This window comes from Pseudomonas sp. Emmai (genome assembly GCF_055179735.1).
The window spans coordinates 4,194,505-4,220,054 of sequence record NZ_CM143685.1 but is presented as its reverse complement, the minus strand read 5'-3'; the positions used below and the strand labels follow the sequence as shown (position 1 = coordinate 4,220,054).

25 protein-coding genes are annotated in these 25,550 nt (G+C 59.3%); 9 read left to right on the top strand and 16 right to left on the bottom strand.

The genetic code is table 11. From position 1 onward, the window contains the following. Positions 1–36: 36 nt before the first annotated feature. On the bottom strand, positions 37–1,089 hold the full coding sequence (locus ACY4LX_RS19420) for an aldo/keto reductase (protein ID WP_463257488.1): 1,053 nt from the start codon (positions 1,087–1,089) through the stop codon (positions 37–39). 191 nt (positions 1,090–1,280) lie between these two features. Here ACY4LX_RS19420 and ACY4LX_RS19415 point away from each other — a divergent pair, with 191 nt between their 5' ends. From ACY4LX_RS19415 to ACY4LX_RS19395, 5 genes are all read left to right on the top strand, one after another. Continuing rightward, the gene (locus ACY4LX_RS19415) at positions 1,281–1,997 is read left to right on the top strand and encodes a helix-turn-helix transcriptional regulator (protein ID WP_149661586.1); all 717 of its coding nucleotides are present in this window, start codon (positions 1,281–1,283) and stop codon (positions 1,995–1,997) included. A gap of 52 nt (positions 1,998–2,049) precedes the next feature. Next, complete coding sequence (locus ACY4LX_RS19410; protein WP_463257487.1) at positions 2,050–2,391, top strand: nuclear transport factor 2 family protein; 342 nt, start codon at positions 2,050–2,052, stop codon at positions 2,389–2,391. Between the two features lie 225 nt (positions 2,392–2,616). Beyond that, positions 2,617–3,735 carry a cell division protein ZapE gene (zapE, locus tag ACY4LX_RS19405; protein ID WP_463257486.1) on the top strand — a complete coding sequence of 373 codons (1,119 nt, stop codon included), beginning with the start codon at positions 2,617–2,619 and terminating at the stop codon, positions 3,733–3,735. Positions 3,736–3,752: 17 nt separating this feature from the next. Beyond that, a complete protein-coding gene (locus ACY4LX_RS19400) occupies positions 3,753–4,334 on the top strand; it encodes a DinB family protein (protein WP_463257485.1) in 582 nt (193 codons plus the stop codon). A gap of 72 nt (positions 4,335–4,406) precedes the next feature. Continuing rightward, the gene (locus tag ACY4LX_RS19395) at positions 4,407–4,898 is read left to right on the top strand and encodes a GNAT family N-acetyltransferase (RefSeq protein WP_463257484.1); all 492 of its coding nucleotides are present in this window, start codon (positions 4,407–4,409) and stop codon (positions 4,896–4,898) included. Positions 4,899–4,981: 83 nt separating this feature from the next. On the opposite strand, the gene ACY4LX_RS19390 is transcribed toward ACY4LX_RS19395, so the two are convergent. The 6 genes from ACY4LX_RS19390 to ACY4LX_RS19365 form a co-directional block, all read right to left on the bottom strand. After that, the gene (locus tag ACY4LX_RS19390; protein WP_463257483.1) at positions 4,982–5,188 is read right to left on the bottom strand and encodes a hypothetical protein; all 207 of its coding nucleotides are present in this window, start codon (positions 5,186–5,188) and stop codon (positions 4,982–4,984) included. Between the two features lie 145 nt (positions 5,189–5,333). Beyond that, a complete protein-coding gene (locus ACY4LX_RS19385; RefSeq protein ID WP_463257482.1) occupies positions 5,334–7,574 on the bottom strand; it encodes a TonB-dependent siderophore receptor in 2,241 nt (746 codons plus the stop codon). Between the two features lie 159 nt (positions 7,575–7,733). Further along, positions 7,734–8,567, bottom strand: a complete 834-nt coding sequence (locus ACY4LX_RS19380; protein WP_463257481.1) for an IS3 family transposase — start codon at positions 8,565–8,567, stop codon at positions 7,734–7,736. After that, positions 8,564–8,860 (bottom strand): transposase, encoded by a 297-nt coding sequence (locus ACY4LX_RS19375; RefSeq protein WP_463257480.1) that lies wholly within the window; start codon positions 8,858–8,860, stop codon positions 8,564–8,566. Before ACY4LX_RS19375 ends, ACY4LX_RS19380 begins: the two co-directional genes overlap by 4 nt. Before the next feature lie 151 nt (positions 8,861–9,011). Further along, the gene (locus tag ACY4LX_RS19370) at positions 9,012–10,760 is read right to left on the bottom strand and encodes a phosphoethanolamine transferase CptA (protein ID WP_463257479.1); all 1,749 of its coding nucleotides are present in this window, start codon (positions 10,758–10,760) and stop codon (positions 9,012–9,014) included. A 357-nt stretch (positions 10,761–11,117) separates the two neighbouring features. After that, positions 11,118–11,297 carry a DUF6026 family protein gene (locus tag ACY4LX_RS19365; protein WP_133839677.1) on the bottom strand — a complete coding sequence of 60 codons (180 nt, stop codon included), beginning with the start codon at positions 11,295–11,297 and terminating at the stop codon, positions 11,118–11,120. Between the two features lie 273 nt (positions 11,298–11,570). Between ACY4LX_RS19365 and gnd the strand changes: the two genes are divergently transcribed. Genes gnd through ACY4LX_RS19350 form a run of 3 tightly spaced genes read left to right on the top strand, consistent with a single transcriptional unit; the run spans position 11,571 to position 14,892 of the window. After that, a complete protein-coding gene (gene gnd, locus ACY4LX_RS19360; RefSeq protein WP_149661594.1) occupies positions 11,571–12,551 on the top strand; it encodes a phosphogluconate dehydrogenase (NAD(+)-dependent, decarboxylating) in 981 nt (326 codons plus the stop codon). Beyond that, complete coding sequence (gene zwf, locus ACY4LX_RS19355; RefSeq protein WP_463257478.1) at positions 12,548–14,071, top strand: glucose-6-phosphate dehydrogenase; 1,524 nt, start codon at positions 12,548–12,550, stop codon at positions 14,069–14,071. The genes gnd and zwf overlap by 4 nt, the downstream gene beginning before the upstream one ends. Further along, positions 14,068–14,892: an HAD family hydrolase gene (locus ACY4LX_RS19350; protein WP_463257477.1), complete on the top strand. Its 825-nt coding sequence runs from the start codon at positions 14,068–14,070 to the stop codon at positions 14,890–14,892. The genes zwf and ACY4LX_RS19350 overlap by 4 nt, the downstream gene beginning before the upstream one ends. Positions 14,893–15,007: 115 nt before the next feature. On the opposite strand, the gene nhaB is transcribed toward ACY4LX_RS19350, so the two are convergent. The 3 genes from nhaB to ACY4LX_RS19335 all read right to left on the bottom strand — a co-directional run bounded on the left by nhaB (position 15,008) and on the right by ACY4LX_RS19335 (position 18,402). Next, on the bottom strand, positions 15,008–16,510 hold the full coding sequence (nhaB, locus tag ACY4LX_RS19345; RefSeq protein ID WP_463257476.1) for a sodium/proton antiporter NhaB: 1,503 nt from the start codon (positions 16,508–16,510) through the stop codon (positions 15,008–15,010). A gap of 70 nt (positions 16,511–16,580) precedes the next feature. Then, positions 16,581–17,870, bottom strand: coding sequence for an NHL repeat-containing protein (locus ACY4LX_RS19340; protein ID WP_463257475.1), 1,290 nt, complete (start codon positions 17,868–17,870; stop codon positions 16,581–16,583). A gap of 265 nt (positions 17,871–18,135) precedes the next feature. After that, positions 18,136–18,402, bottom strand: coding sequence for a hypothetical protein (locus tag ACY4LX_RS19335; RefSeq protein WP_463257474.1), 267 nt, complete (start codon positions 18,400–18,402; stop codon positions 18,136–18,138). Between the two features lie 343 nt (positions 18,403–18,745). On the opposite strand from ACY4LX_RS19335, the gene ACY4LX_RS19330 reads away from it, so the two are divergent. Continuing rightward, the gene (locus ACY4LX_RS19330; protein WP_149661600.1) at positions 18,746–20,071 is read left to right on the top strand and encodes a sigma-54 dependent transcriptional regulator; all 1,326 of its coding nucleotides are present in this window, start codon (positions 18,746–18,748) and stop codon (positions 20,069–20,071) included. Between the two features lie 146 nt (positions 20,072–20,217). On the opposite strand, the gene ACY4LX_RS19325 is transcribed toward ACY4LX_RS19330, so the two are convergent. The 6 genes from ACY4LX_RS19325 to ACY4LX_RS19300 all read right to left on the bottom strand — a co-directional run bounded on the left by ACY4LX_RS19325 (position 20,218) and on the right by ACY4LX_RS19300 (position 25,445). Beyond that, complete coding sequence (locus tag ACY4LX_RS19325) at positions 20,218–21,498, bottom strand: coiled-coil domain-containing protein (protein WP_463257473.1); 1,281 nt, start codon at positions 21,496–21,498, stop codon at positions 20,218–20,220. A gap of 47 nt (positions 21,499–21,545) precedes the next feature. Further along, the gene (locus ACY4LX_RS19320) at positions 21,546–22,313 is read right to left on the bottom strand and encodes a hypothetical protein (RefSeq protein WP_149661602.1); all 768 of its coding nucleotides are present in this window, start codon (positions 22,311–22,313) and stop codon (positions 21,546–21,548) included. 33 nt (positions 22,314–22,346) lie between these two features. Continuing rightward, positions 22,347–23,027, bottom strand: coding sequence for a C39 family peptidase (locus ACY4LX_RS19315; RefSeq protein ID WP_149661603.1), 681 nt, complete (start codon positions 23,025–23,027; stop codon positions 22,347–22,349). Positions 23,028–23,090: 63 nt separating this feature from the next. Then, positions 23,091–24,377, bottom strand: coding sequence for a heme utilization protein (locus ACY4LX_RS19310; protein WP_463257472.1), 1,287 nt, complete (start codon positions 24,375–24,377; stop codon positions 23,091–23,093). A 56-nt stretch (positions 24,378–24,433) separates the two neighbouring features. Continuing rightward, positions 24,434–25,006, bottom strand: coding sequence for an adhesin (locus tag ACY4LX_RS19305; RefSeq protein ID WP_149661605.1), 573 nt, complete (start codon positions 25,004–25,006; stop codon positions 24,434–24,436). Between the two features lies 1 nt (position 25,007). Continuing rightward, the gene (locus ACY4LX_RS19300; protein WP_463257471.1) at positions 25,008–25,445 is read right to left on the bottom strand and encodes a hypothetical protein; all 438 of its coding nucleotides are present in this window, start codon (positions 25,443–25,445) and stop codon (positions 25,008–25,010) included. Positions 25,446–25,550 lie beyond the last annotated feature (105 nt).

Here is a 25,550-nt window from a genome sequence, read left to right as displayed (position 1 = left end):
AGCGGTGCGACGATTCGACTTGCCCGCGAAGCTTTTTCAGGCCACCGGAATCTTCGGTAAATCCAAAATCTCAACCCCGGTATACCGCGCCACCGACCCGGCGATCATCGCGTGCGGCACACCCGGCTCAACACTGCTGCTGCCATCCAGCCGCACCAACTGCTCGTCATTCAGATGCACATTCAACGCGCCCAACGTGGCGTCCAACTGCTCACGGGTACGCGAACCCAGAATCGGTATCAGCGCCGTGGTCGAGCGCTTGGCTTTCTCGCGCAACCAGGCAATGGCCACGTGGGTCGGGCTCGATTCCATTTCGGCGGCAACCGCCAATAAGGTGTCGAGCAGGGCGGTTTCCCGGGCGCTTTTCTCGGTGTGAATCAACATGCCGAGTTTGGCCGCGCGGTTGTTCTCGTCGTTGGTGCGGTATTTACCGGTGAGGAAGCCGCCACCCAAGGGTGACCACAAGGTTGCCGCCAGACCCAGGGCTTCAGCCATCGGCAGCAATTCTCGTTCAGCGGTGCGTTCGGCCAGGCTGTATTCGGTCTGGATCGCGGCGATCGGCGAAAAGCCGCGCACTTCGGCCAGCACATCAGCACGAGCGATGCGCCAGGCCGGGAAGTTCGACAAACCGGCGTAGTGAATCTTGCCGGCGCGCACCAGGTCATCGAAGCCCCGCAGGATTTCTTCCATCGGCGTGACGCCGTCGCTGATGTGCGCCCAGAACAGGTCGATGTGATCGGTTTTCAGGCGTTTGAGGCTTTCTTCGGCGGCGCGGACCATGTTCTTGCGGTTGTTGCCGGTGAAGGAAATATTGGCCGTGCGCTCGGTGCCCATGGTGAATTTGGTGGCGATCACCAACCGATCCCGCTCGGCAGCAATGAACTCGCTGAGCATGCCTTCCGACTCGCCTCCCTGATAACCGTTGGCGGTGTCGATGAAGTTGCCGCCGGCCTCCAGGTAGCCGTCGAAAATCCGCTTGGCTTCGTCGCGTTCGGCGCCGTGGCCCCAACCAGTGCCGAAATTGCCGGCGCCCAGCGCCAGTTCCGAAACCCGCAAGCCGGTTTTACGGCCAAAGACTTTGTAATGCATGGGAGGACTCCTGAGGGAAAACGTCGGGGTTGAATATAAATGTTTTGCAACATGTATTTAATATGATGCGAGTAATATCCAGCGTCAAGACGCTTTTTTCAGGGGCGATGAAAGGGCCGATCACTCCTGCCAGTTTCTGACAGCAGCCTTTGCTAAGCTTCGGCCACTTTCCCGGACTGAGCGTGCCGATCGTGTCGCGAACCACTCGTTTACTGACCTTGCTCCAAGTGCTGCGCGGGAAAAGCCGCCCGGCGACCGCCGCAACCCTGGCCAGCGAACTGGAGATCTCCGAACGCACGCTGTACCGCGACATCGCCGAACTCACGGCACTCGGTGCGCCGATTTATGGCGAGGCGGGAATCGGCTATGTATTGCGCAGCGGTCTGTTTCTGCCGCCCTTGATGCTCAACGCCGACGAAACCGAAGCCATCGTGCTCGGTTTGCGCTATGTCGATCAGCGTGGCGATGAGGTGTTGAGCAAGGCGGCGGCGGATGCGCTGGCGAAGATAGCTGCGGTGTTGGCGCCCGAGGCGCTGGAGGCGCTGCACAACCCGACGGTATTGCCCGGCCCGTCGGGGTACGGTTTTGCGCAAAACGCCGTGCCGCTGAATGTGTTCCGCCAGGCGATCCGCAATCAGGCCAAGTTGCACATCGACTACGCCGACGCCCATCAGGTGCCGACCCAGCGCTTGATCTGGCCCTTGGCGCTGGGCTTTCTCAACGAGGTGCGGATCATCGTCGCCTGGTGCGAATTGCGCAGTGCCTATCGGACCTTTCGCACCGACCGGATTTCAGCCGCGAGCGAGCAGGGCGAGCGCTATCCCGGCCGGCGCAGCGACCTGTTGCGCACCTGGCGCAAGCAGATGCAACTGGATGAGGCCGGGCGCTTCACTCCTGACAAGAACTGACACAGCGCTGATTTAGCATGGCTCCAGAATCAAACAACAAGGAGCTATCAACATGTCTAGTCCAGCCGCTTCACTGGCCCCGGCCATCGCCGCTTACATCGCCGCCGCCAATGCCCGTGACACCTCACGGGTCGCCAGTTTTTTCGCCGAGGATGCCAATGTCTTCGACGAAGGCGAGCATCAGGTCGGGCCCCAGGCCATCGCCCAATGGATGCAAGACACCGCGCAACGCTACCAGCCACGGGTCGAGGTGCTCGACGTTCAGTTGCGCACCGGCAAGGTGCTGGTGCACAACCTGATTTCCGGGACGTTTCCCGGCAGCCCGCTGCAATTGCGCTACACGTTTCGGTTGAACGAGCAGGGCAAGATCGCCCGGTTGGACATTTCCCTCTGACACCATTCCGGTCAATGCGGGTGCAATACCCTGTAGGAGCGAGCGGTGCGACGATTAAGCTTGCCCGCGAAGGCGGTTTAACAGTCAACAAAGGTGTTGCATGTGAAGGCCCCTTCGCGGGCAAGTCGAATCGTCGCACCGCTCGCTCCTGCACGGGGAATTGTGGTGTTTCAAATGGTGGGGTGACTGGCATACTGCGCAGCTTCTGATCTGAAGCGCGGCCCTATGACATTCGACTCCCCGTTAAGCGCCTGGCAGTACGCCATTGAACAGAAGGGCTTTGTTCAGGACGAAGCCCAGGAACATGCCGTCTGGGCCCTGCAAAAGTGTCATGAAGCCTTGCATGAAGGGCGCAAGTCGATCACCGGCGTGTACCTCTGGGGCCCGGTCGGTCGGGGCAAGACCTGGCTGATGGATCAGTTCTACGAGAGCCTGCGGGTACCGGCCCGGCGTCAGCATTTCCACCATTTCATGGGCTGGGTGCATCAGCGCTCGTTCCAGTTGACCGGCACCGCCGACCCACTCAAAGCCCTTGCCCGGGAATTGGCCCAGGAAGTCCGCGTGCTGTGTTTCGACGAGTTGTTCGTCAACGACATCGGCGATGCGATCATTCTCGGCCGCTTGTTTCAGGTCATGTTCGAAGAAGGCGTGGTGGTGGTGAGCACCTCCAACCAGCCGCCGGATCAGCTGTATGCCGACGGCTTCAACCGCGACCGTTTTACCCCGGCCATCGAGGCGATCAAGCAGCACATGCAAGTGATCGCGGTGGATGGCGGCGAAGATCATCGCCTGCACCCCGGCGCGGCGTTGCAGCGCTATTGGGTGGGGGCGCTTGATGAGCCCAGTGGGTTGGCCGAAGCGTTCAAGGCCCTGACGGTGGGGCAGTCGGTGTCCGTCGATCCGATCCAGGTCGGCTATCGCAGCGTTCATGTGGTGCAGGCCAGCGCCACGGTGCTGTGGTGTCGTTACGCGGATCTGTGCGAGCAACCGTTTGCCGCCATGGACTTCATGGCCCTGTGCGACACCTTCAGCGCTATTCTGATGAGTGAAGTGCCCAACCTGAGTGCGCAGAAACGCGAAGGGCGCATCGCCAGGGGCACCGAAGACGGTGTGGAGCGGGTGGTGGCCGGTGACCGTGAGTTGCCGCAGTTGTCGGTGCACGATGACGGCGTTCGGCGTTTCATCGCCCTGGTGGACGAGTGCTACGACCGCAAGGTGCCGCTGTACCTCGAAGCCCAGGTGCCAATGGAGGCCTTGTACACCGAGGGCTATCTGGAATTCCCGTTCCGCCGCACCCTCAGTCGCTTGCAGGAAATGCAGTTGCAACGGTTTGCCGAAGCTTGAACACAGGAGGCGCGACGATGACTCAACCCCTGTCTCACCATTTACTGACCATGGCCTACCAGAACGCCTGGGCCAACCACCGACTGGCCAAGGCCTGGGGTCAGTTGAGCGCGGCGGAATTGACGGCCACGCGGGTCAGTTTCTTCCCCAGCATTTGCGCCACACTCAATCACATCCTGACCTGCGACTGGTTCTATGTGGATGCCCTGGAGCGCGAACTGCGCGGTGATGTGCCACATCCCGATTGCTACGTTTTTTTCAACGACGAGCAACCCTTCACTGTCGCTGCCGATCTCCAGCGCGAGCAAGCCCAGGTAGACCGCCGGCTGATCGCCTATTGCGAGCAATTGCGCGACGCCGACCTCGGGCGACTCGTGACCATCGCCCGGGACACGCCGCAACACGACAGCCGTCTGCGCATGCTCTCGCATGTGTTCGAACACCAGATTCATCATCGCGGGCAGGTGCATGGGATGCTCAGTGGCACGTCGGTGGAACCGCCGCAACTGGATGAGTTTTTCTGTGCCGGGGAGTCGGGGTTGCGGGCAGGGGATTTTGCCGAGCTGGGTTGGACCGAAGAATTGATTTGGGGTCACTAAGATCCGGTTGTCGCCACGCCGCCGTCACGCTAATGTCCTTGGCCAATTTGATGTATGCGATCGAGGGTGGAAATGGAATCCGCAGAAATACTTGTACTCCAGGCCAACTACACCAACCCGGTGCACGCCGAGGCCATTTGCCTGGTGTTGAACCACTACGCCGAAGACCCGATGGGCGGCGGCAAGCCGCTTTCAGCCGATGTCCTGCAGCAACTGCCGGCGGAACTGGCCAAGCGTCCTTATGCATTCAGCGTGCTCGCCTTCGTCGGCGGTGAACCGGCGGGGCTGGTCAATTGCTTTGAAGGGTTTTCGACCTTTGCCTGCCGACCTCTGGTCAACGTGCACGACGTGGCGGTGGTGGCGAAGTTTCGTGGTTTGGGCCTGAGCCAGAAGATGTTGCAAAAGGTCGAAGAAATCGCCCGCCAGCGCGGTTGCTGCAAGATCACCCTCGAAGTCCTGGAAGGCAACGCCGTGGCTCAGGCGTCCTACGCCAAGTTCGGCTTTGCCGCCGGCATGTTCGACCCGGCCCATGGCCGCATGCTGTTCTGGATCAAGTCGCTGTAAATCCCGGGCATAAAAAAGGGCGTCCAGCAGGACGCCCAAGTGTCAGCTCTGGCGACGGAGCAGGTCGCCAGAGGTCCATCGGTTCAGGTTCTGTAGGATTCGGTCACTTGTGCGGTTTGATCATCCGGAACCCGAAGCTCGCCGTTTGGGCGATGATCGGTCGGGGTTTGCGCGGAGGGAACCGGGAAGTTGTCCCAGTGATGCTTCATCCGCTGCGCACCGCCTTCGGCAAACACGCTGCTGGAGCCGACGATGAGCAGGCCGGCGAGGATCAGGCTGACTCGTTTCATGATGGATCTCCCACTAAGAATGACGGGGCCTTTCATCCGTGATTCAAGGGCGTGGGCGCAGTATTGGCAGACCTCATTAAATCGGGGTTAACACCGAGCAAAACGTGGGAGCCAAGGCGCTCCCACAGCAGAGGCCAAGTCAGGTTCAGAGTTTCCAGTCCAGGCTGAGCGTCACGGTGCGCGGGTCGCCCCAGAACACACCGTTATAAAAACCGACGTTGTCGTAATACTTTTTGTCGAACAGGTTATCGACGTTCAGCGAGGCTGAGAGGTGCTTGTCGAACTCGTAACGCGACATCAACTTGACCACGCTGTAGGCCTCCTGGCGGATCTTCGTGCGTTCAGTGATCAGGCCACCCTCGGCATTGCGCCCGACCGGGCGATTGGAGTTGCCCCAGATATCACTCTGCCAATTCAGCGCGCCGCCGACGGTCAGCGCATGCCAGTCGCCGGGCAAGCGGTACGCGGTGGACAGGCGCAACATGTTCAGCGGTTCATTGGTGTTCGCCCGCTGCTTTTCGCCGTTGGCCGCGTGGGTGTAGGTGTAGCCGGCGGTCATGTTCCAGTCGGTCATGACCTCGCCGGACACTTCGATTTCGAAGCCCTGGACCTTCTGCCCCTTGCCCCCGGACTTGTAGAATTCCTCACCCGTCACCGGGGCTGGCGGCACCGCATCGTCCACTTCGGGGACGTTGTCCTGCTTGCTCCAGAACACTGCCGTGGCCACATTCAGGCGTTCCTCCAGCAGGCTGCCCTTGAGCCCCAGTTCATAGTTGCTGCCGACCACCGGTTCCAGGTATTTGCGATTGGCGTCGCGATTTTCCTGGGGTTTGAAGATGTCGGTGTAGCTGACGTAAACGGTGTACTCGGGCGTCAGGTCGTAGAGCAACCCGGCGTAGGGCGTCCAGATATCGCTGTGTTGCTGCGAAGTGGTCTCCACGCCCGTCAATTGCAGGTTGTCATCGTAGGTCTTGCTGTTTTTCGAGGCTTTCCAGCTGCCGTAACGACTGCCGAGCACCGCGTGAAAGCGGTCGGTCAGGTTGAGGCGGGTGGCCAGGTAGCCGGCCTTCTGACGGGTGTTGTCCGATGAGCCATTGAGGCTGGTCACGGTGTCGGGAAACTTGGCGATACCGCCCATGTATTTCCAGTCGGCAATGGTGTCGTAGCCGGCGGGTACGGCGCCCGCCACGGCGTACGGCGACTCGGCACTGCGCTCGGCTTCGCCGTAGCCGAACATCAGCTCATGCTCGCGCCCGAACAGCGCGTAGGGGCCCGCCACGTTGAAGTCATAGGTTTTCATTTTCTGCGTGCCGACCATGTGGCCACGGTAGGCGCTCATGCCACTTCGATCGTCATTCGGGAAGCCGCCACCGCCGTAGTAGACCTTGCCGTCGGTATCGCTCTCGCGGTGGGTGTAGGCCGCTTTGAGATGCCAGCCGCCGCCCAGTTGCTGGTCAAGGTTGGCAAACGCGGTCTTGTCTTTCAGTGGCCAGGAACTCCACGACGTCGCCATGTTGGTCGAGCGCCCGAGGTTGGCCTTGCCCCCCGACGAATTCCAGTACGGCACGGTGCCCCATGACGTGCCCTGAACCTGTTTGTCCTGATAGTCGTAACCCACCGCCAGCACAGTGTCGTCGGTGAGATCGGCTTCGAGCACGCCGTAGCCGACTTCCCGTTGCATCTGGTAGTGATCGCGCAACGATTGGCTGTCGCGGTAGGCCAGCACGCTGCGGCCGCGCAAACGTCCATCGAACGCCAACGGACCGCCAACGTCCACGTAACTGTAGTAATCGTCGTAGCTGCCGCCACTGACGCCGGTCTGGGCTTGCCATTGCGCGGTCGGGCGCTTGCGCACCATGTTGATGGTGGCTGACGGGTCGCCGGCGCCGGTGGTCAACCCGGTGGCGCCGCGAACCACTTCGATGCGGTCGTAGATGATGGTGTCTGAGTCTGACTTCATCCGCCCGAAGGTATTGAGCATCCCGTCAATCTGGAAGTTGTTGATCTCATAGCCACGGGACGAATAGCTGACCCGGTCCGAGTCATTGTGCTGGACCACCACGCCGGTGGTCTGGCTCATGGCTTCGGAAAGGGTGCCGAGCTTGAAGTCGTCCATTTGCTGGCGAGTGACTACGGACACCGATTGCGGGGTGTCCTTGATTGACAGGTTCAGGCGGGTCGCGGTGCTCATGGCGCCGGTGGTGTAGGACTCGGTGTGTTCGGTGGTGGTGCCCAGGCCTTCGGCGGTGATGTTGGTGGCGGTGAGCTCCAGGGTGCTGGCGGCCGGGTCCTTGTCGGGCTCGGTTTCGGCCAGCAGATCGGGGCTCAGGGCTGCGCTGCACAGGCCGAGGGTCAAGGTCATGGAACGGGTAATAGGCGCGAACATCGCAGCCGACTCCTTGTCTTCGAGGGAAAAATTCCGTTTGCTCAAAGACGAAGGGGGGCGGGGATATTTAGCGATAAACGAGAATAATTATCATCGGAAGGAGGGCTGTAGGAGCGAAGCTGTTGGGGTCCAGTTTTTTTGGACCACTCCGTAGGAGCTTTAGGCCGCCTGCTGCTCAAAAAGCGCAGGCGGCAGGTTATTCGATGCGGTGTGGCAGCGGCGATGGTTGTAGTGCGACACGAAGTCGATCACATCCTTTTCCGCCTCAAGGTGATTCTGATAGCCATTTTCTGGCATCCAGTCGTGCTTCAACGTTCTGAAATAACGCTCTACCACCGCGTTATCCCAACAGTTACCGCGACGACTCACGCTGTGGACGATTCGGCATTGCGCCAGACACGCTGAAAATCGCTCAGAGGTGTACTGACAGCCCTGGTCTGAATGAAACAACAGCTCAGGCATTGGGTGGCGCAGTGCTACTGCCAATTTCAGTGCTTTGATCGACAGGTCCGTGTCGGCGGTTCTTGAACAAGCCCACCCCACAATCCGGCGTGAAAACAAATCCATCACTACGGCTAGATATAACCAGCTATCCCTCACTTTGATGTAAGTGATATCGCCGGCCCAGAGCGTGTCTGGCTGGACCGGATTAAAGCGACGATCAAGTATGTTCGGTGCCGTGATACTTGGTTTGGTGGCGCGACGATAGTGGGCGTAACGCGGCCGGCGCCTGGTTAAATCAAGGGTCTTTATCAAGGAGCGCATGCGGTGACGTCCGATAGAAATACCTTCTTTCCTCAACTCCTTGGAAAGCCCTCGGGCCCCTAAAGCTTCGCGATGCTCGGTATGCACCGCACGAATCGTCATCTCCAAACCACTCTCGATAACACGAGGCGGCTTGGGTTTACGTTGCGCGTAATAGCTACTGCGGGCCAAGCCTAAGACCAGACACGTGCGTCTAATCGACCCTGCCCCTCTAGCGCCGTCAATCACTTGGTTCGACTGAACAGAACCTTCAGATGAGAGGGCAATTGCTTTTTTAATACCTGGTTCTCTGCTTCGACCAGTGCCAATTTTGCCTGTAACGACTCAATCAGCTCCTGGTCCTGCGGCCGAGAGGGTTGTGAAATCCCCGCATGCTCCCGACGCCAGAGCAGAACCCATCGGCGTAGAGCTGTGGGTCCAATTCCCGTTAGCTTGCAGGCTTCAGGTATGGAGCAATTCATCTCCACAACCAAGCGAATGGCTTCCGCTTTTGCCCCAGTATCAACGATCCGATATCCCATGATGCTTCCTTAGGTAGATGCTCCTACATCATGGTCCAAAAACATTGAGCCACAACAAGCTTGCTCGCGAAAGCGGTGTGTCAGGCAGCATCCGTAGTGAATGTGCTGACGTCTTCGCGAGCAAGCTTCGCTCCTACAGGAGGTTGCGGGGTTATTGCTTGACCACGGCCGGTTCTTCGACAACCGCAGCCTTTGGCTTCATCAAGCTGAAATCGATCAGCGGACGTTCCTGGCGTTCATACGGGTTGCCGATCAACAGCGGCCGTGGCTTGAAGCTGTCGCTGACCAGGCTTTTGCTGCGGTCCAGTTCATCGAAGCTCAGCCCGGCCAGGTCGGCCCAGGTGTGGATCAACTGCGAGCTGCTGTAAGAGCGGCTCAGGTCGGCGGCAAAATTCCAGTCGTGGGTTTCACGCCATTTCGGCGAAGCCCAGGCCATGAACGGAATGGTGTACATCGGCGCCGTCGGCTTGTTCTCGTTACGACCCAGGGTGCTGTGGCCCGGCGAGTCGAACACGTCTTCGCCGTGGTCGGAGAGGTACATCAGGAAGCCGTTAGGGTCTGCCTTGGCGTAATCCTTGATCAGGCTCGACACCACGAAGTCGTTGTACAGCACCGCGTTGTCATAGCTGTTGTAGGTCGGCACTTCGGCATCGTGTACACCGGCCGGAACCCCGGCGCGGTCCTTGAACTTGTCGAAGGTTGGCGGGTAGCGGTACTGGTAGCTCATGTGCGTGCCGAGCAAATGCACAACGATCAACTTGTGCGCCGCCGGATCCGTCAGAGCCTTGTTGAACGGCTCGATCACGTCGCCATCGTACTGGGCGGCGTTCTGGTTGCGGTTGTTGTTCAGGTACACCTGCTCGTCGGCCTGTTCGGAGAACGTGGTGAGCATGGTGTTGCGCTTGGTCATGGTCTGCTGGTTGGTGATCCAGAAGGTCTTGTAGCCCGCCTGTTTCATCATGCTGACCAGCGACGGCGTCGAGAGGTACAGGTCCGGGTTTTCTTCGTCGGCGAAGGTCAGTACCTGCTGCAACGCCTCGATGGTGTAGGGGCGCGGGGTGATGACGTTATTGAAGATCGCCAGTTGATCCTTGAGCTTGTCCAGCTCCGGGGTGGTGTCCCGGTTGTAACCGTACAGGCTCATGCGCTGACGGTTGGTGGACTCGCCGATCACCAGCACCAGGGTCGACGGCTGGTCGGCCATGGTGTTCTTGAGGCTTTTCAGCGGCGCGATCTTGCTTGCACTGTCGAGCATGTCTTGCATGCCGGCCAGGGTGTCGAGGTATCGGTGATACGCCACGGCCATCTGCCAAGGCACTGCCGGCTCGATGCGGGTTTCGAACTTCTCGAAACCGCCGGCAAAACTGCCGGTACGCGCGGTTTGCTTGATCAGCGGATAACCGACCACGGCCACCAGAATCGCGGTCGCGGCGATCAGCGCGCGGCCACGGGGCATGTACACCGGGCGCAGGCGGGTCCAGAGGAAGTAGGCGAACGCCGTGTGGGCGAGGAACGCGAACACCATCCACCAGGCAAAGTACTGGGTCATGTACTCGCCGGCTTCAGAGATGTTCGACTCGAACATGATGAAGATGACGCTCTGGGAAAATTCCTGCTGATAGATGAAGAAGTAGCCCAGGCTGGCCATCGAGCAGGCCCACAGCACGACGCCGATCAGCGCGGCCAGCAGGCGGGTACGTTTGGGGAACAGCAGCATCGGTGCGAGCCACACGGCGCTCATCACGAAGGCCTGGCGAAAACCGGTGAAGCCGGAGGTGCCCGTCAACTGGATCAGCAGTTGCGTAATGCCGGAAAAATACCAGAAGAACACAAATAGCCAGAGGAACCCGGCCCAATCGAAACCTGTCGCAGACGTTTTGCTGCGTTTGAACACTGCCATTCAGAACTCCCACCGGCATCAGCAAGCCACCGGCGTCATCAAACGAAACCCACGAGACACCACTGTCCGAGAACCGAACAGCCACAAGGACGCGAAGTATCGCTAGGCAGATGTGAAAACTTTGTGAGTTTTGTTCAGGTGCACGACAGGTAACAGGTCGCTATTTTTACTGATCAGGAGAAGATTTATGTGGCGAGGGGGTTTGCTGTGGCGAGGGGGGGCTGTGGCGAGGGGGCTTGCCCCCGTCGGACTGCTCAGCAGTCCTTAGCTTTATTGGCGATACCGGGAAAGAGGGGGCCGCTTCGCGCCCCAACGGGGGCAAGCCCCCTCGCCACAAGGCAGAGGTGTTGCCGGAAATCAGGCGTTCAACGCGGGCATCGCTTGCCCGGACAGCTGAGCCTGTTGCTGCAACAATTGCCGGAGCTGGGCCACCTGGTGTTTCAAGGTGTCACGCTCGTCTTTCAATTGGCGCAATTCATCACGACGGATCGTGACGTAGAGAGTTTGTGGGGGACGTGCGGTAACGATTGTGTCCATTGCTCACCTCGCAAATGGCCTGCTTCAACTGTGGTTGTGTCGTTCTTGCGAGCGACACCCTCACTATCGGCGCCGATTTTGATTTCTTTTGCCTGTGAATGGAACTTTTTTATTTTTAATGGTCGGTGTGTCTTCAGCACGATTCCCGACGTTATCAATCAGGATCGGGCACAATGCCCGGAAACTTCATCCCGGCGCTCTGGACTAACCCACATTAGTCGCGTTGGGCTATAACCTTTGACACACATTATTTGTAGTAAGGAGCATCAGCACATGCAACTCGGGATTATTGGACTGGGCCGCATGGGCGGGAATATTGCGCGGCGCCTGATGCTCAACGGGCATACCACCGTTGTTTACGACCGCAATACCGCCTTCGTCGAGAACCTGGCAAAAGAAGGCTCCACCGGCGTTGCCGACCTGCCTGCACTGGTCGCCGGCCTGGCCAAGCCGCGTGCGGTCTGGGTCATGTTGCCGGCCGGCGCACCGACCGAAGACACCATCGACACCCTGAGCAACCTGCTCGAAGCCGGTGACACCATCATCGACGGCGGCAACACGTTCTATAAAGATGACATTCGCCGGGCGAAAACCCTGGCGGAGAAAGGCCTGCACTACATCGACGTCGGCACCTCCGGCGGCGTCTGGGGCCTGGAGCGCGGCTACTGCATGATGATCGGCGGCGACGCCGAGACCGTCACGCGCCTCGATCCGCTGTTCGAAAGTCTGGCGCCGGGCCTGGGTGACATCCCGCGCACCAAGGACCGCAAGTCCGAAGACGATCGTGCCGAACGCGGCTACATCCACGCCGGCCCTGCAGGTTCGGGTCACTTCGTGAAGATGATCCACAACGGCATCGAATACGGAATGATGCAGGCCTTCGCCGAAGGCTTCGACATTCTCAAGACCAAATCCAGCGAGATCCTGCCGCAAGACCAGCGTTTCGACCTGAATGTGGCCGACATCGCCGAAGTCTGGCGTCGTGGCAGCGTGGTGTCCTCGTGGTTGCTCGACCTGACCGCCGACGCCTTGGCCAGCGATCCGAAGCTTGACGGCTATTCGGGCGAAGTGGCCGACAGCGGTGAAGGTCGCTGGACCATCGAAGCTGCCATGGAACAAGCGGTGCCGGTACCGGTGCTGTCGAACTCGCTGTTCTCGCGCTACCGCTCGCGCGGCCAGGGCACCTTTGGCGACAAAATCCTCTCGGCCCAGCGTTTCGGCTTCGGCGGCCATGTGGAGACTCCGAAAAAATGACCAACACGATCCGCAGGAAATCCAAGGCAGAACCCGCACCACCGACCACGCTGTTCCTGTTCGGTGCCCATGGTGACCTGGTCAAGCGTCTGTTGATGCCGGCCCTGTACAACCTCAGTCGCGATGGCCTGCTGGGCGATGGACTGCGGATCATCGGCGTTGACCACAACGCCATCAGCGATGAAGCCTTCGCGCAAAAGCTCGAAGACTTCATTCGCACCGAAGCGGCCGCCAAGGTCGGCAAGGGCGATGAAGCCCTTGACCCGACCTTGTGGGCCAAGCTCGCCAAAGGCATCAGCTACGTCCAGGGCGACTTCCTGGACGACAGCACTTATCAAGCGCTGGCGGCGAAAATCGCCGACAGCGGCACGGGCAATGCGGTGTTCTACCTGGCCACCGCACCGCGTTTCTTCAGTGAAGTGGTGCGCCGCCTCGGCAGCGCCGGTTTGCTGGAAGAGACGCCCGAAGGCTTCAGAAGGGTGGTGATCGAAAAACCGTTCGGCTCCGACCTGCAAACCGCCGAAGCCTTGAACGCGTGCTTGCTCAAGGTCATGTCGGAGAAGCAGATCTACCGGATCGACCACTACCTGGGCAAGGAAACCGTGCAGAACATTCTGGTCAGCCGGTTCTCCAACAGCCTGTTCGAAGCGTTCTGGAACAACCATTACATCGACCACGTGCAAATCACCGCCGCCGAAACCGTTGGCGTGGAAACCCGTGGCAGTTTTTACGAACACACCGGCGCCCTGCGGGACATGGTGCCCAATCACCTGTTCCAGTTGCTGGCGATGGTCGCCATGGAACCGCCGGCCGCGTTTGGCGCCGATGCGGTGCGCGGTGAGAAGGCCAAGGTGGTCGGTGCGATCCGCCCCTGGTCCGTCGAAGATGCGCGGGCCAACTCGGTACGTGGGCAATACGCTGCCGGCGAAGTCGATGGCAAGCCACTGGCCGGTTACCGCCAGGAAGGCAACGTCGCGCCTGACAGCAACACCGAAACCTACGTCGCGCTGAAAGTGATGATCGACAACTGGCGCTGGGTCGGCGTGCCGTTCTACCTGCGCACCGGCAAGCGCATGAGCGTGCGCGACACCGAGATCGTCATCTGCTTCAAGCCGGCGCCGTACGCGCAGTTTCGCGACACCGAGGTCGACGAGTTGCAGCCGACCTACCTGCGGATCCAGATCCAGCCCAACGAAGGCATGTGGTTCGACCTGCTGGCCAAGCGGCCGGGGCCGGCGTTGAAAATGGCCAACATCGAGTTGGGGTTCGCCTACAAGGACTTCTTCGAGATGCAACCGTCCACTGGCTACGAAACCCTGATCTACGATTGCCTGACAGGCGATCAGACGCTGTTCCAGCGCGCTGACAACATCGAGAACGGCTGGCGCGCCGTGCAGCCGTTCCTCGACGCCTGGCAGCAGGATGCGAGCGTGCAGAGCTACCCGGCCGGTGAAGACGGCCCACAAGCCGCCGAGGACCTGCTGGCCCGCGATGGTCGCGTCTGGCACAGCCTCGGATGAGTGACGCTACGCAACAACCCATCCGATTTCTGCTCAGCGACATGGACGGCACCTTGCTGCTGCCCGATCACAGCCTGAGCCAGCGCACCATCGACGCGGTCCGCGCACTGCGCGAGGCCGGCGTGCTGTTCAGCCTGGCCACCGGCCGTCCGCCGAAAGCCATGTTGCAGCAGATCGAAGCCCTGGGCGTTGATCTGCCGACCGCGGCGTTCAATGGCGGCACCATCGTCAATCCGGACGGCAGTTTGCTGGTTGCGCATTACTTGCCGGCGACGGCCGCACTGACCGCGCTGGCACTGTTTGCCGACCGGCCGGACATCGAAATCTGGGTGTTCAGCGGTGGCGATTGGCTGTTGAAAGACCCGCACGGTCCGATGGTTCCTCGAGAACAGCACGGTCTGGGTTATCCGCCGGTGGTGGTCGAGAGTTTTGAACCGTACCTGGAGCGGATCGACAAGATCGTCGCCACCAGCAACAACACGGACTTGTTGATCGAGCTGGAAGCGCTTCTGCTGCCGAAAGTGGAAGGCCAGGCGCAAGTCTCCCGCTCACAGCCGATTTACCTCGACGTGACGGCGATGCAAGCCAACAAAGGGGATGCGCTGGCGACACTGGCCGGGTTCCTCGGCGTGCCGCTGGAGCAGACTGCGGCACTGGGCGACGGCGGCAATGACCCGGCGATGTTCCATCGTGCCGGGTTGTCGATTGCCATGGGCCAGGCGGAAGAGGCGGTGAAACGCCAGGCCGATGTGGTGACCGGCGCCAACACCGAAGATGGCGCGGCCCAAGCCATCGAGCAATACATCCTCCGTCCCGCGTAATGATCGTTCCCACGCTCTGCGTGGGAATGCAGCCTGGGACGCTCCGCGTCCCATTGGAACGCGGAGCGTCCCTTGAGGCATTCCCACGCAGCGCGTGGGAACGATCACCGTGGTGTTACAGCCAGAAACTCACCGCATACCACCCCAACCCTCCCAGCACCACCGTATATGGCAACGCCATCCACACCATCCGCCCGTAAGACAACCGAATCAGCGGTGCAATCGCCGACGTCAGCAGAAACAGAAACGCCGCCTGGCCATTGGGCGTCGCGACGCTGGGCAGATTGGTCCCGGTGTTGATCGCAATCGCCAGCGTCTCGAAATGCTCGCGGCTCATGTGGCCGGAGATGAATGCCTGTTTCACTTCAGTGATGTAGATCGTTGCGACAAACACGTTATCGCTGATCGCCGACAACAGGCCATTGGCGATAAACAGCATGCCCGGCTGTTGATCCGCCGGCAGGGCCAGCACCCACTGGATCAATGGCGTGAACAGTTGCTGGTCATGAATCACCGCGACCACGGCGAAGAACACCACCAGCAGCGCGGTAAACGGCATAGCGTCTTTAAAGGCGTTGCCGATGTGGTGTTCCTCGGTGATGCCGGTGAACGCGGTGATCAACACGATCACCATCAAACCGATCAGCCCGACTTCGGCGATATGAAACGCCAGCCCGGCAATCAGGATCAACGCCGCCGCGCCCTGTACCAGCAGCGCCGCGCGCTGGCGCGAGGTGCGTTCGGCGTTGTCTTCGGCGGCGTAGTTGGCCAGCACCGCACGTACGTTGTCCGGCAGCAGGGGGCCGTAACCGAACCAGCGCAGCTTCTCCAGCAGCACGCAGGTCACCAGGCCGGCGGCCAGCACCGGCAGGGAAACCGGGGCGACCTTGAGGAAGAACTCGGCGAAATGCCAACCCATCTCGTGGCCGATCAACAGGTTCTGCGGCTCACCGACCAGCGTACACACGCCGCCCAGCGCGGTACCCACGGCGCCATGCATCAGCAGGCTGCGCAGGAACGCGCGGAACTGCTCGAGGTCTTGGTAATGCAGTGTCGGCAGGTGCTTATCGTCGCTGAAGGCGCTGTCCTTGCGCGGATCATTGCCCGAGGCGACGCGGTGATACACCGAGTAAAACCCCACGGCCGCGCTGATGATCACCGCCGTGACAGTCAAGGCATCGAGAAACGCCGAGAGGAAGGCCGACAGAAAACAAAACAGCAACGCCAGCAGCGCCTTGGAGCGAACCCCGAGCAACAGGCGCGAGAACAGAAACAGCAGCAGGTCTTTCATGAAATAGATGCCGGCCACCATGAACATCAGCAGCAGGATCACCGGGAAGTTGTGCACCAGCTCGTCATACAGCGCCTGGGGCGTGGTCATCTTCAGCAGCAGCGCTTCGATCAACAGCAATCCGCCGGGCATCAGCGGATAACACTTGAGTGCCATGGCCAGGGTGAAGATGAACTCCAGGACCAGCAGCCATCCGGCCGCTATCGGCCCGACCGTCCACAACACCAGGGCGTTCAGTATCAGAAAACCGACAATGCTTGCTTTGTACCAGCGGGGAGAGTGCCCGAGAAAGTTATGCGCGAACGCCTGGGTTATCGAACCGGACATCGGCTACTCCTTGTATTAAGAAGCGCGCAACTTGCCGCAAGGGGCAGGGAAGATCAAGCGCCGCCGCTTGTCAGGCGAGGTAGCGCGCCACCACCGCGCGGTAATTGCCGTCCAGTGAGTAACCGCCGACGACGATTCGGCCGTTGGCCTGCACGGCCAGGGAAGTGGCGGTGTCGAGGCTGCGGCCCAGACGAGTGCGCACCCAACCGATGCCATTGGCGAAGCTGCGATCCAGCTGCCCTTGGGGCAAATAACGGGCGAGGATGAAGTCGGCTTCGATACCGCCGACGGTGGCCCCCACGGCCAGCACGCTGCCATCGGGCTGAACCTGGGCGGCGGTCCATTGGCTGGCGGTGTGGCCGATTTCCAGGTGCTGCGGCTGGCCGCCATTGCAATGATTATCCGGGCGCCCGTTGCTGTGCAGTTTGAGTGACAGGCAGTGCATCGGGTCACGGCTGCTGCCAAAACAATGCAAGTCGCCATTGGCCTGCTGGACGATCTGGCTGATCAGCGCGCTGCGTCCCTGGGCCTGGAAAGTCATGAAGCCATCCACGGCGAAGCTGTTATCCAGCGTGCCATCGACGTGGTAGCGCGCCAGCAAGCCTTCCCCGGGGAAATTGATCGCACCGCCGGCGAGGATTCGTCCGTCCCGTTGCACCATCAGGCTGCCGAGCCAGGTATTCATCAGCAGATGCCTGACCACGACGAAACCACGGCCGTTGAAATCGTTGTCCAGTGTGCCATCGGTGTTGAGGCGGATCAGCAGGCCGGCGTGATCGGCCAGTTCGAAATGATGATTGGCCAGCAGCAGGATCCGCCCGTCCTCCTGCACGCAGATATCACAGGCTTCGGCGCCCGGCACACCAGGTGGCAACCAGTCGTCACGCAAGCCTCGGGACAGGTCGCCCGGTAGCCGCACCACCAGGCGGCCGTCGTCGCCAAAGTCTCGAACCCGTTGACCATCGGGGTTGAACAGCGCCAGGGCGGGCAAGGTGCGATGCGCGTTTTCGTAATGCAGGCCGGCCAGCAGGATCGAACCGCAGGGCAGGACATGGACTTTGCTGGCCATGGCCTCGAAACCCAGCGCGAACTGCCCGATCAGGCTGCCCTGATTGCCGAAGGACAGGTCCGCCGAGCCATTTTCCAGCAGACGGGCCAGACCGAAGCGGCTGCCGCCGTGGGTGCCGACCTTGGCCGCGACCAACAAACGGCCATCCGCGTCGATGGCGATACCGTTGGCCATGCTGGAGGAGCTGCCGGCGAAATACACTTGGGTTTTGCCCGCCGCGGCAAAATCAGGGTCGAGATGCCCGGCTTGATTCAGGGTGGCAGGGCGGGCAAAAGCGGTCTGGGTTGGCATGCACGCATCTCCTTGCCAATCGACCCGATCCCGGTAACCGGGCGGGTGACGGCGCGTGCGAAACATTCAATCCCTGAATGCATGAGCGCACAACTGTCATAACTAACAGGCGGAGGGTCGCTGTGTGCCAGAACAGTGTCTTTTGGACCCAGTTGATATTGAGCTAACAGCACAGTAGGAGCAAAGCTTGCTCGCGATGGCTATTTCGAGGGCGCCATCGCGAGCAAGCTTTGCTCCTACAGGGAATGTATATCCGGCGGAATAATTAATGCGGCATGGACCACGATTGCAGCGTGTAGCCATCTTCGCTCAACGCTTTACGCGCTTGTTCCAGCAAGTGTTCAAGTTGTACCGGATCGGAATAGGCGCTGCAGGGGATCTGCGCGCGGCCAATGCGGTTGGTGGTGCGATCGATGACACTCAGGCTGAGTTCACCGTTGCCGTCTTGTGGGGCCCAGGCCACGCATTTAAATGGCTTGAACGCGCGGTCGGCAATCAAAAGAGCTTCGTTGATACGGAGCGGGGCGGTCATGGGGTTTTCTCTCTGTATGCCCAATCAAGTGACATGCCGTCGGTTGGGCTTACCGTTCGGCTGGTTACTTGTACTGATGCCCTCAATAGGGGGTCGGGTCACACACAATCCAAAGAAAATTCAACTTTCTTTCATATACTCAATGTTCAGGCAGTGATTGAAAGCTGAATGAAAGGTTCAAGTCGTTAGGCAACTAACGAAGCCTGTTCTTATAACTAATCAGTTAACACTCCTATAAGCAATTGATACAAGGCCCTGTCAAATTCTTGCTAATGTTACAGCCAGGTCCGCCAAATGACTGTTTTTAATAATATTTCCTTAAATTTGGCGCCAAGGAACAGTCATGATCGAAGCGCCTGCCTTACGACGTCTGTTAGTGGTTGATCCTTGCGACGATTGCCATCGTCTTTTGCCGGGTTTGCGTTCTGTTGGGTGGGATGTTGACAGCTGTACGCTGGAAAACGCCGCCGACCGAACATGCGATGTCGGTCTCTTGCGATTGCAGCCGTTCCATCTGGAACGTCCCGAAGCCGTCAAGGAACTGATCAGCCGCAGCGGCACCGAATGGATCGCGGTGCTCGATCAGGAAGTTCTGCGCTTGCAGAACGTCGGGGACTTCGTGTGCGAATGGTTTTTCGACTTCCACACCTTGCCGTTCGATGTGGCCCGGGTCCAGGTGACACTGGGGCGCGCGTTCGGCATGGCGCGACTGCGCGGGCAGGGCACGATTCACATCGATCAGCCGGAACACGAGCTGCTCGGTGACAGTAAGCCGATCCGCGAACTGCGCAAGCTGCTGAGCAAACTGGCGCCTACCGAGTCGCCGGTACTGATCCGTGGCGAAAGCGGCACCGGCAAAGAGCTGGTCGCCCGCACCCTGCACCGACAATCCCAGCGCCACAGCAAACCTTTCGTGGCGATCAACTGCGGTGCCATTCCGGAACACTTAATCCAGTCCGAACTGTTTGGTCACGAGAAAGGCGCCTTCACCGGCGCGCATCAGCGCAAGATCGGGCGGATCGAGGCGGCAAACGGCGGCACGCTGTTTCTCGATGAAATCGGCGACCTGCCGTTGGAGCTGCAAGCCAATCTGCTGCGCTTTCTCCAGGAAAAACACATCGAGCATGTCGGCGGCAGCCAGCAGATTCCGGTGGATGTGCGGGTATTGGCGGCGACCCACGTCGACCTTGAAGCCGCCATCGAGAAGAAACGCTTTCGCGAAGACTTGTACTACCGCCTCAACGTTCTGCAAGTAGTCACCGCGCCGCTACGTGAGCGCCACGGCGACCTCTCGATGCTGGCTAACCACTTTTCGCATTTCTATAGCCATGAAACCGGTCGTCGCCCCCGCAGCTTCAGCGAAGATGCGCTGATTGCCATGGGCAAGCATGACTGGCCGGGCAATGTTCGCGAGCTGGCCAACCGGGTGCGTCGCGGGTTGGTATTGGCCGAAGGCCGGCAGATCGAAGCGCGAGACTTGGGGCTGATCAGCCAGCTAACCATAGCCGCGCCGATGGGGACGCTGGAAGACTACAAGACCCGGGCTGAACGCCAGGCCTTGTGCGACGTACTTAACCGCCACAGCGACAATTTGAGCATCGCCGCCAAGGTCTTGGGGATATCCAGGCCTACGTTCTACCGGTTGTTGCACAAGCATCAGATTCGTTAGACGCAAAGATCAAAAGATCGCAGCCTCGTTTCCCTCGACAGCTCCTACAAGGAATCCGCGCGTACCTGTAGGAGCGATCTTTCGAAGGCCCACCAATAAAAAGCCCCGCTGCGATTGAAGTCGCAGCGGGGCTTTGCCGTTGTGGATCAGAAGTAGTACGGGAATTTCAGGCTGAAGGAAAAGTCTGGCGAGTCTTCGGTCAGGCCTATGGCCAGGTTGGGCACGATCGTCAGGTTGTCCGTTGCGGCCAGGGTCATGCCGATGTTGAAGTTGGCCGCGTTGTAATCGCTGTTGGAAATCGACTGCCAATCGCCACCGTCCGGCTTGATCTTGCTCTTGCGGGCGAACTGATCGGTGACCGAGAACGACATACTCATCTTCTCGTTCAACGCGAACGCAATGCCGGCGCCAACCTGCCAGGAATCGCCCAGTTTCACGTCGCCTTTGACTTTGGAGCCGACCTGCGGGCTGATGTCGCTGAAAGAGTCCTGCATGTTGTAGGTGTAGGACAACGTGCCGAACAGCACGGCAGGGTCGAAGGTCTTGACCAGCGAGATCCCCGGCGTGATCGCCCAGACACCATTGCCAGTCGGCAAGTCCTCGGGTACCGAGAGGTTATCGTTGGCCGGGTCACTGACCAGCTTGATGCCGTAAGGGTCCTTGCCGGTTGGGGCCTTGACGCGCAGTGTCGCGACCGCGTCGGGCCAGTTGGCCGACTCATCCAGAAACTTGTACGCAACGCCGACGTTAATATCGCCGATGGTCGGGTCCCGGGTCACGGTTGCGTCCGACGTCACCGGACCTGCGCCACCCGCGCCGCCGGAGGAATACGTCGATTCGCGATAAACAATCGGGACGTTGATGTCGAACTGCCAACGTTGTGCCACGTTGTAGCGCCCCGTCAGGTCCAGGGTCCAGTTGTCGGCCTTGATGCGGTCGAGGTTGATGTTGCCGAGAAAAATCGAGTCCAGTGCCAGGAAGCCGTTGAGCGTTAATGCCCGCGTGTCGTAGTGCGTGTAGGTCACGCCGGTTTCGAGGCTGAACTTGCCGCCACCGAAGAAGCCGCTGGCTTCGTCATACAGGTTGGAGACGCTTTGCGCAGGCTCAGAATCATCCTTGAGCGATTGGCCGTATGAGCTGCCGGTGGTGCCTGGCGCACCGGAGGCCACCGTCTGACCACTCTTGACCGGCTCGGCCGGGGATTTGGTCAGGCGTTTGGGCGCCGGTGTCGCAGGTGCTGCTTCGACTTGGCGAACGCGCTGTTCAAGTACCATCAGCGCGTTCTGTTGTGCTTCATAACGCTGTTTCAACTCCGTGAGTTCTTGTTTTAATGCTTCGACCTGAGGGTCCGGTGCTGCGTAGAGCAGTGTTGCCGGGGTCAGGCTACTCAAACAGACGATAGCTCTGAACGTTAACGATCGGTGCATGGGTTAGCCGTCCCTTCTGATTAGATCTGAATGAGACTGAGCGTAGATCAGAATCCGATAGTGCGAAGACCTTTGAGCTGGTCCAGATTGCCGCTCACGGATCCGGCTGTCGGCACGTTGTCACGCAGCACAACATTGAGAGATGTCAAGTTGCGGACCTGGTTGCTACTGCCGAGCAAAGTCGTGTTCTGCATCAGTCCACCCTGGGCCAGGCGCTGCATGGTGCTGCCCTGGTTGTTGTTAGCCACGATGTTGAGTTGAACTCCACTACCGGTTGAGGAAACGCTGAGCGAGCCCGCACCATTGTTGCCCACTAACGTCGTTCCAGGGGTCAATGCCTGACCCTGCGGTTGCGTTGCGGATGACGGGTTGACCTGGCTAGCTTTTGCGACGTTGATATCTACGTTGTTGTAGGCGGTGTTGTTGTCGCCGGCAGCACGTACTACTTGAGTAACGCCTTCTGTCGTGTTGAGGCCGCCGCCGCCCGTGACGGTGCCTGTCCCTGCGCCGGAGCCGGAGCCTTGCGAACTCGTTTGGCCAGCAGGTTTTTCGTCAATCATCGACACATAGAACTGGGGTTTGATGGTCGATTGTTGAATTTGCATCGCGGACGTCGCCCCGATCAACTGGCCTTCGGCATTCTGCCAAGTGCTGGTCATGACAATGCCGAAACTGACGATACGTCCCGGCATGACAAATCGGCCTCGCAGGGTCGCCAACTCCTGATCCTTCAGTTCAATGGGTTTGAACGTCTCTGCCTGGGTTGGCAGGCTGGCGGCCAGGCAAACCACAGCCAGCCAGGTTGAAGTTTTCATTGGATGCTCCCGGAGCTTCATGCTCCCTTGTTATTAGAAGAAGTCGCTTTGGATGAATCCGAAATCCATCAACTCCGCGTCTTGCACCGGGCTGAACATGTTGAGGCGGTTTTTGGCAGTCAGCGGCAGGGGGGGCTCGAGCAACGCATTGGATTTGTCGTAGCCCTGGCCGATGACGGCAAAGATGATGCCGTTCCAGCCTTTGACAAAGTCGTCGACGCTGTAACGTTTATGGCCGAGTACCGGATCGCCGATATAGACCCAGCCTTGGTGGACTCTTTGCAAGACCACAAAATGCTTGTAGCCACGGATGTCCATGAGGACCACTACGGGGATTTTGATTTCGCTCAACGTTTCCGTCGCCACCCGGTAGCCACGGGCCCGCATGCCGATACTTTCCACGTAGTGCTTCATGTCGAGCATGGAGAAGCCCTGGACGCGGACAAGATTTTGATCCGAGTGGGCCAGCATGCCTTCAATGATTTGATTTTCACTCACGTCAAGCCAATAGGCCTGGCGCAAGATGGTTGCCAGCGCCGCGGCGCCGCAACTGAAGTCGGTTTTCTGTTGCACCAGGTCAGCAAATTTACGCTCGCGTACGCTCTGGATCGGCTTGTACACCACCGCGCCGCCCGGAAGGACGGAAAGCGGCATTTGTGCAGCCTCGATCACACTGGCCACGCAAAGCAAAATTGCCAAGGCGATGATGCGCATGGTGGGACGCCTTCTGGTTGTTGTTGAAAAAGGCCCCCGTGAGGGGGCCCCAAAAGACAGCCATTAGAACGAGTTGTTGGAAATGGCCAGCGAGTTGCTTTGTTGGTTGCCCACACCAGCAGCCACGTTGACACCCAGGTTGCCGCTGCCGCCGTTCACCGAACCGCTCAGGGTTGCAGTGTTGGTTACAGGGTTGGCCCAGCCAGTTGGAGTCAGCACTTGATAGGAGTAGGTGTTGCTCAGATCAAATGAACTGCTTTCAGCGTAGGCTTTCTGTTTTTCATACTCGGATTGGTGCGACTTGCTGCCGGATTTTTCGAACGAGGAATCGAACGACTTATCGAACGACGAACTGCCCGACTTGTTGTGCGACTTATCGATCGATACGTCCAGCGTGGCGTCAAGCGATGCGTTCAGAGACGCGTCGGAAGACGAACTGCTGCTACCCGAATGGTGATAGCCATTATCCCAGGCAGCATTTTGAGAAGCCGCAGCCGAAGCATCCAGCGTAGCGTTCAACGAAGCATTCAAATTAGAGCTAGAAGAACTGCTCTTCTCGTAGCTTTTTGAACCACTGGCATCGAAGCTTTTCGAACCGCTCACGTCAAAGCTCGATGAGGAGCTTTTACTGCCGGACGCTGCGCTTGCGTTGGCATAGTTTTTACTGCCGCTGGCCGAGGTGGTAAAGGTCAGCGTATCGACGCGGTAGGTCCGATCGGCATTGTTATTAACGGTCAGGCCAGGGCCGGTTTGTGTAGCAGAGGCGGTGGCTGTGGCGTTACCCAATGGAGCATTGGTGTTAGCAATGGCCATGGTGTTTTTCTGCTGGTTCAGGTCGCCGGCCGCCACGTTGACGCCCATGTTGCCGCTGCCGCCATTAGCCGAACCGCTCATAGAAGCCGTAGCTTGGCTGCCGTAGTTGTCGACCCGGTTGTTGCGGCTGGTTTGGGTGACGGATGCCGTGGCACTGGCGGTGCCGAACACGAACGCATTATCAGGAGCGGCAGCTGCGGCGTTTGCAATAGCGGCTGCGTTGTCTTGTTGGTTGCCGTCGCCGCCAGCCACGTTGACGCCGACGTTGCCGCTGGTGCCTGTAGCAGAGTTATTCATCTCGGCACTGTTGACAGTCCCGGCGTTGCTAATGCGGTTATCGGTACTACTTTGGGTATCCCACGCATTCGCAGTCGCGTAGACAGGGATCCGGGTTGGAGGAGGGGTGTGCTGACCGTTGTTATTGTGGCCATTGTGGTGGCCATTATGGTGGTCGTCACTTTGTCCAGCTTGTACAGCAACAGCCATGACCGCAGCAATTGCGAAAACCAGAGGCTTGATTGCCATCGAAGGTTTCATGGTGATTCTCCGTACTGATTTATAGGTTAAGTGTTGTTTTTTTTACCTGTTTTGGGTCAATCCGCGACCCGTACGCTCACGGTGTTGGCCGTTCGGTTTCCCACCCCGGCGCTCTGATTCAACTGAATAACTCCACGGCTACCGGTGAAGGCCTGATCGCTTGTAGCGACCCGGCGATAGCCTGGTGCGGAGTCAGTTGGATCGGAGTTGTTGATCAGCGCCACGTTCTGTTGCAGGAGGACGCTGTCGTCGATACTTTGCGGCTGTGTACTGATGCTGATCCGCAGGGCATTGGCCTGCTGGTTGTTGCCGCCCGCGCTCTGGTTGACGCCCAGCACGCCGTTACCGTTGCTGAAGGCGTTACCTTGAATGCTGGCGCTGGCGTCGATGCGTGGGTCTGCAGGTGAATGCAACCGTTGGCGAATCTGTGTGGATGCATGGGCGTTGTTGCCAATGGCGATGGCCCGGGCGTTGACCTGTTGTTGCTGATCGCCGGCGGCCTGGTTGACCCCGAGGTTGCCCTGGTACTGCGCGCCCGAACTGTCGATGTCCGCGTTGTCGATGACGGGAGACTGGGCAAAGGACGAGGCACTGCAAAACATGGCGATAATCAGCAGCGAACGATTCATGCTAACGGTCTCCCGTTATGATTTTCAGAGCACCCAGGCCTTGCTGGACGTTCGAATTGACCATGTTGGCGATGCCGCTGCCCGAGTTTCCCGAACGCCCGCCGGGGAGGTTGGACAGTTGGGACTGATTGCTGATATTGCCGCCCAGGTTGTTGGTGTTTTGCGTCACCATCTGACTGATGCCTGCACCGCTGGCAACACCGGCAAAATCACCGTCGCTCAACTCGTTCGTTTGATTGAGGATATGTTGCGAAGGGTTGGCGTTAACGGTGGTGGGGTGAGGGTCAGGGATCAGCGGTGGAACCACGGCGTTGCGCGTCTGGACATCACGTTTGATCGTAATGATGCCGTTGTCAGCCTGAACGGGCAGGCAGAAACTTGAGCCCAGCGCGCATCCGATCAGCAGGAGGCGGTAGATGCTTCTATCAAATTTCCCCACGGCGGCAATTCCTTCTGTAATTGGGACGCTGGCCCTTTTCAGCGTTGCGAGGTAGAGAGCAGAAGGTGTGCCGATTTTTATTTATCGTTTAAAAACAATGGGTTG